The sequence below is a fragment of the Halopiger aswanensis genome (genome assembly GCF_003610195.1).
Classification (GTDB): domain Archaea; phylum Halobacteriota; class Halobacteria; order Halobacteriales; family Natrialbaceae; genus Halopiger; species Halopiger aswanensis.
Map to the genome: position 1 here is coordinate 80,940 of NZ_RAPO01000003.1, position 15,485 is coordinate 96,424.

Genomic DNA, 15,485 nt, shown 5'->3' on the forward strand with positions numbered 1-15,485 from the left:
CCGTCGACCGCCGTCAGTCGTCATCGTCTCCGACGTCGACGTCCACTTCGGTTCGCGCCTGCCGACGCTGGGCGCGCTCGATGAACTCCTGCGGTAACTCGTCGATCTCGCCGGCCTGGACGCCCCAGAGGTGCGAGTACAGCCCCTCGTTTTCCAGCAGTTCCTCGTGAGAGCCGCGTTCGACGATCTCGCCGTCCTCGAGGACGAGGATCTGATCCGCGTCCTTGATCGTCGAGAGGCGGTGGGCGATGGCGAAGGTGGTGCGGTCTTCGGCGAGGTCGTCGATCGAGCGCTGGATGAGCATCTCCGTCTCGGTGTCGACGTCGCTGGTCGCCTCGTCTAACACGAGGATGTCGGGGTCCTTGAGGATCGCCCGCGCGATGGAGATGCGCTGGCGCTGGCCGCCCGAGAGTTTGACGCCCCGTTCCCCGACCTCGGTGTCGTAGCCGTCGGGCAGGTTCTGGATGAAGTCGTGGGCCTCGGCCATCTTCGCGGCCTCGATCACGTCCTCGCGGTCGGCGTCGAAGGTGCCGTACTTGATGTTCTCCTCGACGGTGCCGTAGAAGAGGAACGTGTCCTGACTGACGTAGCCGATCGAGTCTCGCAGGCTCTCGAGAGTGACGTTGCGGATGTCCTGCCCGTCGACGGTGATCGCGCCCTCGTCGACGTCGTACATCCGGAGCAGGAGTTTGAGGACCGTCGACTTACCTGCACCCGTGGGACCGACCAGCGCCAGCGTCTCGCCGGCCCGGACGGTGAAGTCGATGTCGTCGACGATCGTCTCCTCCTCGTCGTAGCCGAAGGTGACGTGGTCGTACTCGACGCGGCCCTCGCGCACCTCGAGGCCGCTCGCGTTCGGGTTCTCGGCGACGAGGTTCGGTTCGTCCATCAGGCCGAACATGCGCGCCGAGGACGCGCGGGCGCGCTGGTACATGTTGATGATCTGCCCGAACTGCGCCATGGGCCAGATAAAGCGCTGCGTGTAGAGGATGAAGACCACGAACTCGCCCTCGCTCAGCGTCCCGGTGAAGGGACCGGGCGGTCCCTGGAAGACCCACAGGCCGCCGACGAGGAACGTGACGACGAAGCCGATCCCCGCGAGGACGCGCAGCCCCGGGAAGAACTTGATGCGGGTCTCGATGGCGTCCCAGTTGGCGTCGAAGTAGTCCTGCGAGACGTCCTCGACGCGCTCGGACTCGTACTCCTCGGTGGTGCTCGACTTGATCACCTGAATCCCGCCGAGGTTGTTCTCGAGGCGAGAGTTGACCTTGCCGACGGTCGAGCGGACGGCGGCGTACTTCGGCTGGATGATCTTGACGAACAGGTAGGTGAAGCCGGCGATCAGCGGCACCGGCAGCAGCGCCACCAGCGCGAGTTGCCAGTTGTAGGCGAAGAGGATGACGCCGATGCCGACGATCATCACCGCCATCCGGAACAGGGAGTTCATCCCGTCGTTCAGGAACCGCTCGAGGCGGTTGACGTCGTTCGAGAGGATGGACATCATCTCGCCGGTCTGCTTGTCGGCGAAGAAGTCCATGTTCAGCCGCTGCATCTTGTCGTAGGTGTCGGTGCGGATGTCGTGCTGGATGTTCTGGGCGAAGGCGTTGAAGCCCCAGTTGCGAAGCCAGTGAAAGGTTGCGCCGAAGAAGAAGGCGCCGGCGATAACGCCGATGGTCAGGTAGAACTGGCCGAGCTGCGTCGCGGGAATGTACGGTTCGACCAGGCTGCCGCCGAAGGGTAACGCCGCCGCGTAACTGCTGACTTCGTCGCGAAACACCGCGTCGAGCGCGACCGCCAGCATGATCGGCGGCAGCAGATCGAGAACGCGGGCGACGATACTTGCGAGCACGCCGACGATCGCCGGGAAGGCGTAGTCGCGCCCGTACTCGAGGAACAGCCGCTTCATCGGGTTCTCGATCTCTTCGCGTTGCTCCTCGAACGGGTCGTCCTCCTCCCAATCGACGCCGCTCCCGCTCATCGGCTCGAGTTTGGGATCCGCGCCAATAAGGGTTGCTACGAATCGAAACAGTTCGGTTCCGGATCGACCGGACAGTTACTCGTACTCGATCTCGACTTCGTCGCCGACGGCCATCCCGGTCTCGTTCGCGTAGCTGCGAGGGATCTCGAGCACCCATTTCGCCCGGCCGGTGTATCGGAGATCTTCGCCGTCCTCGTCGGGTTCGGGGGCGCGTGCGTGTTCGATCCCCGTGATTTCGCGGTCAGCCCCGATGAAGACGATGTCGATAGGGAAGTCCATCTCCCGCATGACGTACGTGCGATCGTCCTCGCTCGAGTGGACGAACAGCATTCCCTCACCCGACTCGAGAGAATCGTGGTCGCTGAGGCCGGTGTACTGCTCCTGACGGGTATCCGCGACGGAGACGTTGACGACGGCCTTCGGCTCCCCGCTGTTGTCGAGCACGCGAACTTCACCCCGATCGACGTGCCAGGGCGCCGAGACGAAGCCGGCCTGCACGAGGACGACGCCGACGAGCAGGACCAAAACGACGGCGAGCAGCGCTTGCCAGACGCGCTCGAGTGTCATACGCGAACTGCGCGGCGAGAAAGTAAAGGTTATTCGGACGGCGGGACTTGGTTCGAATGCGGGCTCGTGGTCTAGCTGGTCATGACGCGGCCTTTACAAGGCCGAGGTCGGTGGTTCGAACCCGCCCGAGCCCATTTCTCTGGCGAACAACGTGAGCCAGAGACATGTCTCGAAGGCGGGTTCTAATCAGGGAGGAGTTTACTCCGACCGTGGTTCGAACCCGCCCGAGCCCACTATTTCTGTCGCGAACAACTCGTGAGCGACGGTATCGTGATGCGAGTGGCGGTTCGAACGACGGAACGAGCGAGCGGCAGCGAGCGAAGTTCAGGTGGTTCGAACCCGCCCGAGCCGTTTCATCACCCTCGAGTCGTCCTGGCGCCGCCCGGGCCGATCTTACTCGAGCCTGTCGCACCACCGACCAGCACTGTGTGCGATCGTGACGAGACTGCGTTCCATACGCAGTGCAACGGCACGAGCGCAGGTCTTCAGATCACCTCGGCTAATCAGTTAGTAACCGGGGGTAACATCGTGAGGGCATCCGTTTCAGCCGGTTTCAATCTGTAGGACACATCCGGGAACTGGTAACTCCGTATCGTTTCCCTTCCGACCGCAAGCAACGGTACAAAAGGAGGCGCCCGGACGTGCTCCGATCAGCCTCGAGTCGGTCGTGAATCCGTGCGACCTCGAGTCCAGTCTAGCAGTAGCCGCTCGGCTATCCTCGGTCGATCGCACGCCACGTGCGATCGGCGGCCCGCTTACTGCTTGAGGCGAGCGACGTTCTCCCGGATCGAACTGAAGAAGCCCTCACCGGATTCGGCTTCCAGCGCCGCGTGCAGCGTCGAGTTCTCCGGTTCGTCCTTGACGACAACCCGGAGGTACGGCTCGAGCTGCTTGAAATTGTCCGCGAGGACGACGGTGTGGTTGTCCTCGTCGTGGTCGACGACGCCCGCGTCGGCCAGTTTCGGGACGTGGCACTGGACCGACGAGACGTAGACGCTCTTGTACTCGTTTTTCTCGACGTCGTCCGGGTGGACGTCGTGTTCCCAGCCGGCGACCTGCTCGGCCAGCGTCGAGAGTTCGATCGGGTCCTCGCGACCCCGGAGCGCGTAGAGCAGGTATCGCCGACGCCGATTCGCGAGTAACTCGAGGATGGTGTCGGCCGAAAGCTCTTGCGCCTCCTGACTCGAGGTAAGTGCTTCCATAACACGATGTTACTCCCCGGTGCGGAAAAGGGTGTCTTGAATATCCGCAAATCCGACAGGCGGTCGCTAACCGATAGAAACCGGAGCCTATGGGGAAATTACTGTTCGTTTATTGCTTCCTCACAACTGGGATATCGGGGTGGTACCACGACACCTATGAGAACGAGTCGAATGCCGCTTCCGATTCGAAATCCTTTTTTATATCATCGACCGAGAGATGAGTAAGCCGCCTTAGCTCAGACTGGGAGAGCACTCGACTGAAGATCGAGCTGTCCCCGGTTCAAATCCGGGAGGCGGCATTTCTGTCGCGAACAAATCCGTGAGCGACGGAAATGGAATTCTGACCGGATTCGTAACTCTGGAAGACGAACGAAGTGAGTCTTCCTCCGGTTCAAATCCCGGAGGTCCATACTGCTGCTGCAACGGACACCGGTCGAGTTGTGTGTCCCGATTTTGAGCAGATCAGCACTGGATAGCGGCGGCGATTTGAGCCCCGAGTGAGCCGGTTTGCTTGTGGGGCCGACGGAGGCTGAAGCCGATGCGCGAGCGTGCGAGCACACGCAGTCGGCGAGACGGGCGCGCTCTGCAAGGCCAACAGCTACCCACCGGAGACGGGTAGCCGGAACCGAGAATCGTGGTGCTCGCCACCGAGGTACTGATCGCCCTCCTCGCGCTTTCGTTTCTCGGCGGCGTGATCGTCGCGACGATCGGTCCGGGAGGCATCCTCATCGTCACCGGACTGTACCTGCTCACCTCGCTCTCGAGTAGCGAAGTCGCGGGGACCTCGAGCGCGATCTTCACCGTCGGAGCGGTCTTCGGGAGCCTGATCTACGCGCGGTCGGGCGAGATCGACTGGCGGGTCGCGGGCGTCGTCAGCGCGGCCGCCGCCGTCGGCACGTGGATCGGCGTCCAGGCGAACGCCTCTCTCTCGCGACAAGCCTACGGTGTAACGCTGGCCTTCCTGCTCGCGATCGTCGGCTGCAACATCGTCTATCGGGAGTACCGGGACCTCGAACCGCGCGTCGAACTCGGACGGGGTCGGCGGGACCTCGCAGCGTTCGGCGCCATCGGGCTCGTAATCGGCGTCTTCGGCGGGCTGTTGGGAATCGGCGGGGCGGCGCTGTCGGCGCCGGCGCTCGTGCTGGTCGGGATCCCGATGCTCGTGACGATCGCGGTGACCCAGATCGTCGTGGTGTTCACCGCGCTCTTTACGGCGGTCAACTACCTGCTCCGCGATGCGATCGTCCTCGGACTGTTTGCGCCGATTACGGCGGCGTACCTCGGCGGCGTCGGGATCGGTTGGCTGCTCGCACACCGGATCGACGCGGATCGACTGAAATTCGCGCTGGGCGTCGTGCTGATCGGACTGGCGGTTTCGCTGGTCGTGTGAATCGGAGCGGCGACGGCGGTAACTGTCGTCGGACGATCGGTTGCGTCTCGGAAACACGAGAGCCGAAAACGGCGGCGTTCAGGTCGGCTGATTCTCGCCCCAGTTCAGCTGCCAGTCGCCGACGAATCGAACGATCGCCGAGGAGAGCGCGCCGAGCAGCCCGATGGTGATGATGCCGACGATGATCGTCGGGTACGAGCCGCTCGTGTAGGCCGACCACGTCAGGAAGCCGAGGCCGGTGCCGCCGGCGACCATCTCGGCGGCGATCAGGTTGACCCACGCGAGCCCCATGCCGACGATCATGCCGGCGTGGATCGCGGGCAGCGCGCTGGGGTAGATGACGTGGCGGAACGTCTGGTAGGAGTTCGCACCGAGCGACTGGGCGGCCCGCGAGTACTCCACCTCGACGCCGCGCGCACCCTGAATTGTGTTCAGCAGGATCGGGAAGAAGGCGCCGAGGAACGTGATGAACATGATCGAGAGTTCGGCGGCCGGCAACACGAGGATCGTGAAGGGAATCCACGCGATCGGCGGGATCGGCCGAAGCATCTCGAGGGCGGGGAAGGTCAGATCGGCGAACGCCTCGTAGCGCCCGATCAGTAGTCCCAGCGGGATCGCCAGCGCCGCCGCGACGGCGAACGAGACGAACACCCGGATCGTGCTCTGGACCGTCGAGAGCCAGAAGTCCTCGCGGTAGAGTTCGGCGACGTAGGCGTCGATCACCTCGATGGGCGTCGGCAGTCCCGAGAGCAGCCCGAAGCGACTGGCGACGAGCCAGAGGAGCGGCACCGCAAGGATCGAACCCGCGCGGACGAGTCGGCGTCGGGAGTCCATCAGCCGCCAGCCTCCTGTTCGAGCGCGCGCTCGGCCTCCTCGCGGATGACCGACAGCGCCCGTTCCCGGAGTTCGGTGAACCGATCGGTCGTGACGACTTCGCGGTCGCGCGGGCGGTCGATATCGACGTCGATGACGTCTTTCACCTGGCCGGGTCGGGCCGTCATCACGATCACGCGATCGGCGAGCAGGATCGCCTCCTCGACGTCGTGGGTGATGAACAGCACCGTCCGGTTGTCGCGCTCCCAGACCTCGAGCAGTTTCTCCTGCATGATCTCCTTGGTGAGGGCGTCGAGCGCGCTGAACGGCTCGTCCATCAGCATGATGTCCGGATCGTTCGCGAGCAGGCGGGCGAGTTCGGCCCGCTGTTGCATCCCGCCGGAGAGGCCGGGCGGGTACGAGTCCTCGAACCCGTCGAGCCCCATCTCGTCGAGGATTGATTCGGCGCGGCCCTCCTCGACCCCGTCGCGCATCTGCGGGCCGAACTCGACGTTCTCCTGGACCGTCTTCCACGGGAACAGGCGGTTCTCCTGGAAGACGACGCCGCGCTTCGGATCGGGTTCGGAGACCCGGTTTCCGTCGACGAGGACGTCGCCCGCGGTCGGCTCGAGGTAGCCGGCGATGCAGTCCATGACGGTGCTCTTCCCGCAGCCCGAGGGGCCCAGAATCGCGACGAACTCCTCGGCATCGACCTCGAGGTTCATGTCGTCGACCGCGACGACGTGCTCGCCGTTGGGATCGTATACCTTTCGTAGGTCGTCGATCGTTATCTCGCCGGTCTTGCCGGTCGTACCGGAGGTCGGTCCTGCGGTCGTCGAATCGTCGGGGGGTGTGTTGGGTTTGCTCATAGTAGGTTTGCGTGTCGGTCGGGTGGTAGACGGGGGACGGTTGCGGAGACGGGACGATCGGTCGCGGTTGCGCTTGCGCTTGCGTTCACGTTCACTCGACCTCCTGCCAGCGGGTGAGGTAGTCGCCGATCCGGTAGACGGCCGCGGCCGAAACGTAGCCGAGGGCGCCGATCGCGATCATGCCGACCGCGACGACGTCGGTCTGGAGCAGCCGGTAGGCCTGGAAGATGATGTAACCGATGCCGACGCCGCCGGCGATCATCTCCGCGGCGACGACCGTGATCCACGCCAGACCGACGCCGATCGAGACGCCGGTGACGATCGACGGCAGCGTCGCGGGGACGATCACGTGGCGAAACACCTGGCGCGACTCGGCGCCCAGGCTCGAGGCCGCCTGCACGTACTCCTCCTCGACGGTCCGGACGCCCTCGACGGTGTTAACGAGGATCGGGAAGAACGACCCGACGAACACCACGAAGATCACGCCGCTGCGGAACGTCGGCAGTAGCAGGAGGGCAATCGGCACCCAGGCCACCGGCGGGACCGGCCGGAACACCTCGAGCCCGGGGAACAGCGCGTCCTCCCAGCGCCGGCTCGTGCCGATCGCCAACCCGAGCGGGATGGCGACGAGGACCGCGAGCGTGACGGCGACGAGGACCCGCAGCGCCGAGTAGGCCGCGTGCTCGTAGATCGTCTCGCCGCCCTCGGTCATCGGCGCGCCGCCCAACGCCGAAACTAGCGTCTGCAGCGTCGTCTCGGGGCCGACGAACTTGTCGAACCCGAGGAAGCCGACGCGGACGGCGAGCGACCAGCAGGCGAGAAACAGCGCCACCGACAGCAGCTGGCGGAGTCGCTTCGAGGGGAACGGGACGGACAGTTCGCCGACCTGGCGCTGGAGCCGGTCGATCGGTTCGGCGCTCATCGCTCGGCCCCCCGGAGCGGCTCCCAGTCCGCCTCGTCGTCGTCCTCGAGTTCGTCGATCGCCGCCTGTAGCGGCTCGGTGCGGTAGCGATCGTCCGGCGGCACGCCGTCGATGACGCCCTGGTTCTCGGCGAGGAACGCCGGCGCCTCCTCCTTCATCAGCCGCTCGGCCTCGTCGACGGCCTCGTAGTCGGTGTAGAACAGCATGCGCTCGACGTCGGGGTTGACGTCGATGTTCTCGTAGAGGGTCGCGTGCAGCGTCTCGCGCTCGTAGTCCCGAAGCTGTCCCTCCTGCTGGATCAGGTCGATCGTCCGCTCGGGATCGGTCGCCATGATGTGTTTGGCCTCGAGTTCGGCCTTCAACCAGCCGCGCGCGGCCTCGGGGTGGTTCTCGACCAGCGAGTCCAGCATCAGGAGCCCGGCGGCGTCGTACGCGTCGTAGTCCGCGCCGGTGAACAGGTATTCCGCGGCGCCCTCCTGAATAACCGACCGCGAGGGAGAGGGTTCCCAGCCGGCGCCGGCCGGGATGTTCCCCTCGCGGATGTTCGTGACGATCGTCTGCATCCCCTGATCGGAGAAGTCGGGACTGATCCCCTCGTCCTGCACCGCCTCGAGGAGGAACCGGTGGGTGCAGGCGCCGGTAGTGACGCCGATCTCGCGGCCGTCCAGATCCTGCGCGTCCTCGATGTCGACGCCCTCGGGGACGAAACAGAGGTTGCACTGCTGGCCCGCCGAGAAGCCCGCGATCGCGACCATGTCGATCGCCGTCTCGTCGTTCGCCATCGCGGTGATCGTCGGCATGTCGCCGGTGTAGCCGATGTCGTTCTGTTCCGAGATCATCTTGTTTCCGACCACCGCGCCTTGGAGGGCGACCTCCCAGCTCGCGACGGAGTACTCCTCGGGGAGGTACTTCTCCGCGAGGCCGGCGTGGCGGATTACGAGCGCCGACCACGACTCGGTGTAGAAGGGCTGGTAGCCGACGATAAACGCCTGGTCGTCGAAGCCGGCGAGAGCCCCGCCGAGGACTTCGCCGCCGGTGCAGCCGGCGAGCGCGCTCGCGCCGATCGCGCTCGAGGCTCCGAGTAGCCGTCGCCTGCTCACCCCCGTTTCGGTCGTCGATTCGTCGGTTCGTCGATGTGAATGTCGTCCGGTAGCGTCCATAGAATATTCCCTCGCTGGTCCGTGTCGCTGCAATTTCGCTCGGCGGGGTCGTCCCCGACGGGAAGAGCAGTCACCTATCAGCTATTATCGATAGCTGGGGAGAAGGAGCCGGCCTGCAGGTGCAGTCCGCTCGAGGGCAATACGCCCTCGTATGCGCCGGTTATTCGACGCCCGCTCGGGGGTAGCGCGTATCGACATTTGGAGCGAAAGTGTTGCGTACTCCCGAATACGGACACCGGTGCGGCGGTTGCGCCGCCACCTTCGAGAAGCGAAAGTGCCGATCCGACGGGTGCGGCGCCGGCTCGGTGGTGCGGCCGCGGGATCAGCGCGCGAGCCGCCGGTCGAGTCAGTCGTAGGCGCGCGAGCGGATCTCGGCGGGAAACTCGCGGCCGCCGTCGAAGAACGCGGTCTCGAATCGATCCGAACGTCAGCAGCAGCGTATGCGTCGGCGACCGTCGGCTCGAGTTCGCGGACCGAATCGGCCGGGAGGTCGCCGTCGTCGGTCCGTGCCTGCGCAACAGTGCCGTCGGGACGACCACATGAGAATCGGTGACGGTTCACCGGCCGTCGATCGGCGAACGGCGGCGCCTGCCGACGCACACTGCGTCCCGACTACTGCCCGGAGGTCCGATCGATCGCGTCGTCGATGAACTCCTCGGGCAGTTCGTCGATCTGGCCCGCCTGAACGCGCCAGAGGTTCGCGTAGAGGCTGTCTCGCTCGAGGAGTTCGTCGTGGGTCCCGCGTTCGACGATCTCGCCGTCATCGAGGACGAGGATTTTGTCGGCGTCGCGGATCGTCGAGAGCCGGTGGGCGATGATGAACGTGGTCCGGTCGGCGCTGAGGCGGTCGAGCGAGCGCTGGATGAGCATCTCCGTCTCGGTGTCGACCGCGCTCGTCGCCTCGTCGAAGATCAGGATGTCCGGATCGCCGACGACGGTCCGGGCGATCGAGATCCGCTGGCGCTGGCCGCCGGAGAGCCGGACGCCGCGCTCGCCGACCTGCGTGTCGTAGCCCTCGGGGAGTCGCTCGATGAACTCGTGGGCTTCGGCGACCTTCGCGGCCTCGCGGATCTCCTCGTCGGTCGCGTCGAACCGACCGTAGGCGATGTTTTCGCGGATCGTGCCGCCGAAGAGGTACGTCTCCTGGCTGACGTAGCCGATCGACTCGCGCAGACTCGCGAGGGTGACGTCCCGCAGGTCGTAGCCGTCGATGCGGATCGAACCCTCGTCGACGTCGTAGAGTCGGAGCAGCAGTTTGAGCACCGTCGACTTGCCCGCGCCGGTCGCGCCGACGAGCGCGACGGTCTCCCCTGGTTCGGCCTCGAAGGAGACGTCCTTCAGCACCGGATCGGTCTCGTCGTCGCTCGAGTCCCGGCCCTCCTGCGCGTCGGCCGCGACGGTGCCGCCGTCGGGTTCGGCGTCCGCCGGCGACGGGATGGCGTTCGCGTAGTCGAACGTGACCGAATCGTACTCGACGTGGCCGTCGACGGCGGGGAGTTCCTCGGCGTCGGGGGCGTCCGTGATCCTGACGGGCATGTCGAGCAGCCCGAAGACGCGCTTGCCGGACGCGCGAGCGTTCTCGTAGAGGTCGACGACGCTGGCGATGTCCCGCATCGGGTTGCGAATCCGCTGGCTCATAAACAGGAAGGTGACGAGCGTCCCGACCGACAGCTCGCCGGTGAACGGCCCCGGCGGGCCGCTGACGAGCCAGACGCCGCCGACCAGGAACGTCATTCCGAAGGCGACGTTGGTGAGGAACCGGGATCCGGGGTGATAGAGCAGCTCGAGCTTGATCCGCCACCAGTTCGATTCGAAGTAGTTCCACGAGACGTCGTTGACCCGCTCGTTCTCGTACTCCTCGGTCGCGGTCGACTTGATGAGTTGCATCCCGCCGAGGTTGTTCTCGAGGCGCGTGTTCATCGAGCCGACGGCCGACCGGATCGCGTCGTAGGCGGGCTCGACGAGGCGGTGAAAGAGGAGGGTGCCGACGGCCAACAGCGGAAGCGCGCTCAGCGTCACCAGCGCGAGTTGCCAGTTCAGGTAGATGAGGATGGCCGTGACGCCGAGGAGGACCGCCGCGATCCGGGAGGCCCTGACGAACGCGTCGTCGAAGAACCGCTCGAAGTTCGAGACGTCGTTGTTGAGCACGCTCATCAGTTCGCCGGTGTCCTCGGACTCGAAAAAGCCCATATCGAGCCGCTGGAGCTTCCGGTACGTCGCGGTCCGGACGTCGTGCATGACGCGATGCGAGAAGTAATCCATACAGAGGCCGCGAGCCAGCGAGGAGACCGCCAACAGGAGGTAGCTCCCGATAATCAGGCCGAAGGAGAACCACAGTTGTCCGGCCCGATCGCCCGGAATCCACGCCGCGGGGAGCAGGGGGAGTTCGTAGCCCCGGGTCTGGTTAAAGACGGCGTCGATCGCCACGCCGAGGATAAACGGCGGCACCAGCGACGCTCCCCGCTGAATCAGGTTCAACACCAATCCGACACCGAAAACGGCCCAGTGGTCGCGACCGAACGTCGTAAAGATACGAACCAACGGCTTGGAGACGCGGTCGCGATAGGCCTCAAACGTACTCTTCTCGACAGCCATTCGGTCGTGCCGTCTTTCGGTACTGAGTACATAAAACCGTGGGCAGGGAGAACGTGGCACCGGTTTCAGTACGGGCTCGAGCGCCGCCGTGACGGCGATGAACGGCCCGCAGAGCGAACCCGCAGACGGTACGGCTCGAGAAACGGTATCGACGCGCTGAGAACGGCGTTTCGTATTCTGTCGGAGATAGCCGTCACATTGTACGGGAACCGAGCTGCGTTCGGCAGTGGTACGGAGTTGCGCTCCAGGGCGGAACGGACGCCGACGAACCCCACGAGGCTACCGCAACGACCACACCTATCAGGCTGCCGTCCAGATATAGGGCCGTGAGCAGCAACTCGATCGAAAACGAGAGCGACACGTTCGAGATCGGCGACACGACCGTCCACCGGCTCGGATTCGGCGCGATGCGTCTCTGCGGGGATGAGATCATCGGCCCGCCGGACGACGAAGAGACTGCACGCGAGGTCGTCCAGCACGCAGTCGACCTCGGCGTCGACCTCATCGACACCGCCGACTCCTACGGCCCCGGCGTGAGCGAGCGGCTCATCCGCGAGGCGATCGGCGACCGCGACGACGTGCTGGTCGCGACCAAGGCCGGCCTGCTTCGCAACCGCGAGGGCGACTGGCTCGCTCACGGCGACCCGGACTACATCCGCAATCAGGTCCTGACCTCGCTCGACCGGCTCGGGACCGACACGATCGACCTCTACCAGTTCCACCGTCCCGACGAGGACGTCCCCTACGAGGACTCCATCCAGACATTCGCCGAACTGCAGGACGACGGCCTCGTCGACCAGGTCGGCGTCAGCAACGTCTCCGTCGAACAACTCGAGACGGCCCGCGAGTACGTCGACGTCGCTACCGTCCAGAACCGGTACAACGTAGACGACCGCTCGAGCGCGGACGTGCTCGAGGTCTGCGAGCAGAACGACATCGGGTTCATCCCGTGGGCGCCGATCGACGGCGACGACCTCGACGCGCACGGCGACGTGTTAGACGAGATCGGCGACGAACACGACGCGACGCGCCGACAGGTCGCGCTGGCGTGGCTACTGGCCCACTCCGACGTCGTACTGCCGATTCCGGGCACCTCGGATCCCGACCACCTCGAGTCGAACGTGGCCGCCACGCAGCTATCGCTGTCGGACGAGGAAGTCCAGCGGCTGACCGACGTCGCGGAGTAGCCGACTTAGCCGCTGTTTTCGCTCTCGAACTGACCGGCGATCCGGTTGGAGAGATCCGTGAGGTAGAACGAGCCCCAGACCGCCGCGACGATCGCACCGACGACGTCGTAGACGAGGTCGACGATCGTATCGCTCAGTCCGTGTTGGGAGACGACCGCATCGATGCCGAGCACCCGCGCGCTCCAGTCGATGCCGAACTCGAAGAGCTCCCAGACGACCCCGAACGCGAGGACGAACACGAGGATGAAGGCGAACAGCATCGCCGGCGGGAAGTAGACCTCGTCTGTGTGGAGATCGATCGCTCGGACGACCGCGTAGCCGGCCGCGGCGACGATCGACGCCGACATCGTATGCGTCAGGCTGTCCCACTGCCCGATCAGGCCGTAGAACCCGGCCGAGCCCAGCGCGTGAAGGAAGACGGCCGCCGTCAGCCAGAAGACGATCCCCGGCTCGAGCGGGAGGCGAGCGTCGCGCTCGAGGACGGCGGGCAGGAACGTGATCGCCAGCGCGATAGCGGCGTTAGCGACCGTCGGCAGGTCCCGCGTGACGAGCCCGTACAGTAAGATTCCCGCAAGCGCGACCTGCATGACTCGAGCGAGGCGACGAACGATTTCGTCGGGGACGTCTAGCCGATCGCGAAGCAGCGGCGGCACGGGATCGGGTTCCGAGTCGGGTGCTGGCTCCTCGTTCTCGCTCGTCGCCGATCGTTCGGAGACTGGCTCGGAGTAGGTCTTGAAGAGCCGGTCAAAGAGCACGCCGGCCGCGAGGCCCGCGACCGCGGCGTAGGCGAAATCGATCATCATCGCGCGGTTTGCCGCGTCCTCCGACCGGCCCGTCAGGATGTAGTCGGTCCCGAGCGTCACGTCGGCGACCCACTGGGCGACGTTCCACGCGCCGGCGACGGCCAGCGTCGTCAGAACGACCAGCGCGATCGCAAAGCCGTGGGTCATCCGTACCGCCGTGAACCGGTCGATCTCGACGACCGCGACGAGCGCGATGGCGGCGACGGCGACGTACGTTTCGACGGTCGTCAGGAACGACTCGCCGAGCACCGTCGCGTGGACGATGGGGAGGAGCACGAGCACCAACAGCGTCCACGGCGGCATCGCGAGCGGATCGCGGCGCGCGATCACCGGAAGCAGGACGATCGCGACCGCGGCGAGGGTGAAGGCGAACCAGCGGTACGAGCGCGTCCCGCCGTGGCCGATCGCCAGCACGACGAGGACGATCGTGACGAGCCACGCCAGCGCCGCGTTCCGTCTCGGCTCCTCGCGCCGCGCACCGCGCCGAACGTCCGCCATACCCGTCGGTACGGGACGCTCCGTCTAAACGCGAGGGCATGACCACGCCGCCGCCCTCGATACGCGAGCCGATCTCGACTCATCGGCACGATGGCCGCTCCGTCATCGCGCCGCCTCGAGTTCCGTTCTGACGATGCCTGCGACTCGCCGGTTTGCTCGCGGCAAAACGTCCGGGTGCGAGAATCGAACCGTAGCCAGACGGTCGGCCTCACTCCGTTCGGCCGCTGCGACTGGCGGGGTTCGATTCTCTGACGACTTCTGTGGCTCACGAGTTTGTTCGCCACAGAAGGTCCGGGTGCGAGAATCGAACCCGCGTCTCAGCCTCCACAAGGCTGAAGGATAACCACTACCCCAACCCGGACACGCTTACGTGCTTACGTAGGACCGGTCGAACTGAAATACGTTACGACTCGAGAAACGGCGTGAGAAACCGGAACAAGGCCACCATCCAGTTGCGCCGTCGTATGCGGTGTACACTCCGGCCGCAGCGCTCGCGACCGAGACGCTTTTCGGGAGTCCGATCCTATACCCGCCAACGCGTGGCCATCACCGACAAGATCTACGTCAAGAATCACCAGCAGTTGAGCTCCCAGCTCGAGACGAATATCCCGAAAGGGGCGTTCAAGGGGGCGACGCTGGACATGCTCTTTCAGGGGGACGGCCTCGAGAAGTTAGATGATGCAACCCAGGAGCGGGTGCTCGACTTCTCGAGCGACTTCCTCGACTGTAGCTGCGACAACAACCCCTACTGCGGCTGCCCCGAGCGCAAGTTCGTCCGCTACCTCCTCGAGTTGCGCGCGGAGGGGCTCGGGCCGGACGCGATCGTCGACGTGATGACCGACGACTACATGGTCTACGCCTACCCCGGCGACATCCTCTCGTTCCTCGACGACGCGGTCCGGACGCTCGAGGCGGCCGAGGGGCTCGCGCGGGTCGACGGCGAATCGGAGAAGCGAGACGAGATTCGGCGGGCGAAGCAGGATCTCGCGCGGTAACGCAGTAACGCGATAACCCAGTTAGCGGAGCGGATACGATTCGTCGTCCTCGTCGAGTTCGTCGAGCAACAGCACCTCGTCCTGTTCGTCCTCGAGCCGGTCCTGCAGCTCGGTCACGTAGGACTTGTACTCGTCGAGTTGCTCCCGAAGGTGGTCGGCCTCGAGCTCGAGGCGCTCGTGTTCGCGGATGAAGCTCTTGGGGACTTCGACGGTCGGCGGGAACGAGAGGTCCTCGCCCTCGCCCTCGCCGTCCCCGTCGCCGGTCGCCGGGCCGGCGCCGAGTTCGTCCTCCGGGACGACCGCGACCTGTCCGTCGTGTTCGACGAGCTGGTCGACGTAGTCCCGGAAGACCGCGGACAACGAGATGTCGCGCTCCTCGGCGATGTCCTGGAGCGATTCGAACGCGTCCTCGTTGACGCGAAACGAGATCGTCTTGTTCTTGTTGCCCATTCTCACTATGAATCTCGGTTCGTCTCACTTAACAGTTTGTCAGACTCAGCAAATTC

General features: G+C 65.2%; 13 protein-coding genes and 3 tRNA genes. 5 read left to right on the top strand and 11 right to left on the bottom strand.

Annotated features, from left to right (window positions below; genetic code table 11):
- Positions 1–13: 13 nt before the first annotated feature.
- Together ATJ93_RS14365 and ATJ93_RS14370 are read right to left on the bottom strand one after the other, a co-directional pair.
- Positions 14–1,978, bottom strand: coding sequence for an ABC transporter ATP-binding protein (locus ATJ93_RS14365; RefSeq protein WP_120245360.1), 1,965 nt, complete (start codon positions 1,976–1,978; stop codon positions 14–16).
- Positions 1,979–2,053: 75 nt separating this feature from the next.
- On the bottom strand, positions 2,054–2,545 hold the full coding sequence (locus ATJ93_RS14370) for a DUF192 domain-containing protein (RefSeq protein ID WP_120245361.1): 492 nt from the start codon (positions 2,543–2,545) through the stop codon (positions 2,054–2,056).
- A gap of 60 nt (positions 2,546–2,605) precedes the next feature.
- Here ATJ93_RS14370 and ATJ93_RS14375 point away from each other — a divergent pair.
- A tRNA-Val gene (locus ATJ93_RS14375) sits at positions 2,606–2,679 on the top strand.
- 621 nt (positions 2,680–3,300) lie between these two features.
- On the opposite strand, the gene ATJ93_RS14380 is transcribed toward ATJ93_RS14375, so the two are convergent.
- Positions 3,301–3,747, bottom strand: a complete 447-nt coding sequence (locus ATJ93_RS14380; RefSeq protein WP_120245362.1) for a DUF7344 domain-containing protein — start codon at positions 3,745–3,747, stop codon at positions 3,301–3,303.
- Between the two features lie 225 nt (positions 3,748–3,972).
- Here ATJ93_RS14380 and ATJ93_RS14385 point away from each other — a divergent pair.
- A tRNA-Phe gene (locus ATJ93_RS14385) sits at positions 3,973–4,046 on the top strand.
- 338 nt (positions 4,047–4,384) lie between these two features.
- Positions 4,385–5,137 carry a sulfite exporter TauE/SafE family protein gene (locus ATJ93_RS14390; RefSeq protein ID WP_245977584.1) on the top strand — a complete coding sequence of 251 codons (753 nt, stop codon included), beginning with the start codon at positions 4,385–4,387 and terminating at the stop codon, positions 5,135–5,137.
- A gap of 78 nt (positions 5,138–5,215) precedes the next feature.
- Here the strand turns inward: ATJ93_RS14390 and ATJ93_RS14395 are convergent, their stop codons facing one another.
- From ATJ93_RS14395 to ATJ93_RS14415, 5 genes are all read right to left on the bottom strand, one after another.
- Positions 5,216–5,971, bottom strand: a complete 756-nt coding sequence (locus ATJ93_RS14395; RefSeq protein WP_120245364.1) for an ABC transporter permease — start codon at positions 5,969–5,971, stop codon at positions 5,216–5,218.
- A complete protein-coding gene (locus ATJ93_RS14400) occupies positions 5,971–6,819 on the bottom strand; it encodes an ABC transporter ATP-binding protein (RefSeq protein WP_120245365.1) in 849 nt (282 codons plus the stop codon). Before ATJ93_RS14400 ends, ATJ93_RS14395 begins: the two co-directional genes overlap by 1 nt.
- A 91-nt stretch (positions 6,820–6,910) precedes the next feature.
- On the bottom strand, positions 6,911–7,741 hold the full coding sequence (locus ATJ93_RS14405) for an ABC transporter permease (RefSeq protein WP_120245366.1): 831 nt from the start codon (positions 7,739–7,741) through the stop codon (positions 6,911–6,913).
- Positions 7,738–8,901 (bottom strand): ABC transporter substrate-binding protein, encoded by a 1,164-nt coding sequence (locus tag ATJ93_RS14410; RefSeq protein ID WP_120245367.1) that lies wholly within the window; start codon positions 8,899–8,901, stop codon positions 7,738–7,740. Before ATJ93_RS14410 ends, ATJ93_RS14405 begins: the two co-directional genes overlap by 4 nt.
- A 612-nt stretch (positions 8,902–9,513) precedes the next feature.
- Positions 9,514–11,496 (bottom strand): ABC transporter ATP-binding protein, encoded by a 1,983-nt coding sequence (locus ATJ93_RS14415; protein WP_120245368.1) that lies wholly within the window; start codon positions 11,494–11,496, stop codon positions 9,514–9,516.
- Positions 11,497–11,822: 326 nt separating this feature from the next.
- Here ATJ93_RS14415 and ATJ93_RS14420 point away from each other — a divergent pair, with 326 nt between their 5' ends.
- The gene (locus tag ATJ93_RS14420; RefSeq protein WP_120245369.1) at positions 11,823–12,683 is read left to right on the top strand and encodes an aldo/keto reductase; all 861 of its coding nucleotides are present in this window, start codon (positions 11,823–11,825) and stop codon (positions 12,681–12,683) included.
- Between the two features lie 5 nt (positions 12,684–12,688).
- Here the strand turns inward: ATJ93_RS14420 and ATJ93_RS14425 are convergent, their stop codons facing one another.
- Together ATJ93_RS14425 and ATJ93_RS14430 are read right to left on the bottom strand one after the other, a co-directional pair.
- On the bottom strand, positions 12,689–13,984 hold the full coding sequence (locus ATJ93_RS14425; RefSeq protein WP_120245370.1) for a hypothetical protein: 1,296 nt from the start codon (positions 13,982–13,984) through the stop codon (positions 12,689–12,691).
- A 289-nt stretch (positions 13,985–14,273) separates the two neighbouring features.
- A tRNA-His gene (locus tag ATJ93_RS14430) sits at positions 14,274–14,345 on the bottom strand.
- A 178-nt stretch (positions 14,346–14,523) separates the two neighbouring features.
- Between ATJ93_RS14430 and ATJ93_RS14435 the strand changes: the two genes are divergently transcribed.
- Positions 14,524–14,979 carry a DUF5814 domain-containing protein gene (locus ATJ93_RS14435; protein WP_120245371.1) on the top strand — a complete coding sequence of 152 codons (456 nt, stop codon included), beginning with the start codon at positions 14,524–14,526 and terminating at the stop codon, positions 14,977–14,979.
- A gap of 21 nt (positions 14,980–15,000) precedes the next feature.
- Here ATJ93_RS14435 and ATJ93_RS14440 read toward each other — a convergent pair whose 3' ends face one another.
- Positions 15,001–15,429, bottom strand: a complete 429-nt coding sequence (locus ATJ93_RS14440) for a ribbon-helix-helix protein, CopG family (protein ID WP_120245372.1) — start codon at positions 15,427–15,429, stop codon at positions 15,001–15,003.
- Between the last annotated feature and the right edge of the window lie 56 nt (positions 15,430–15,485).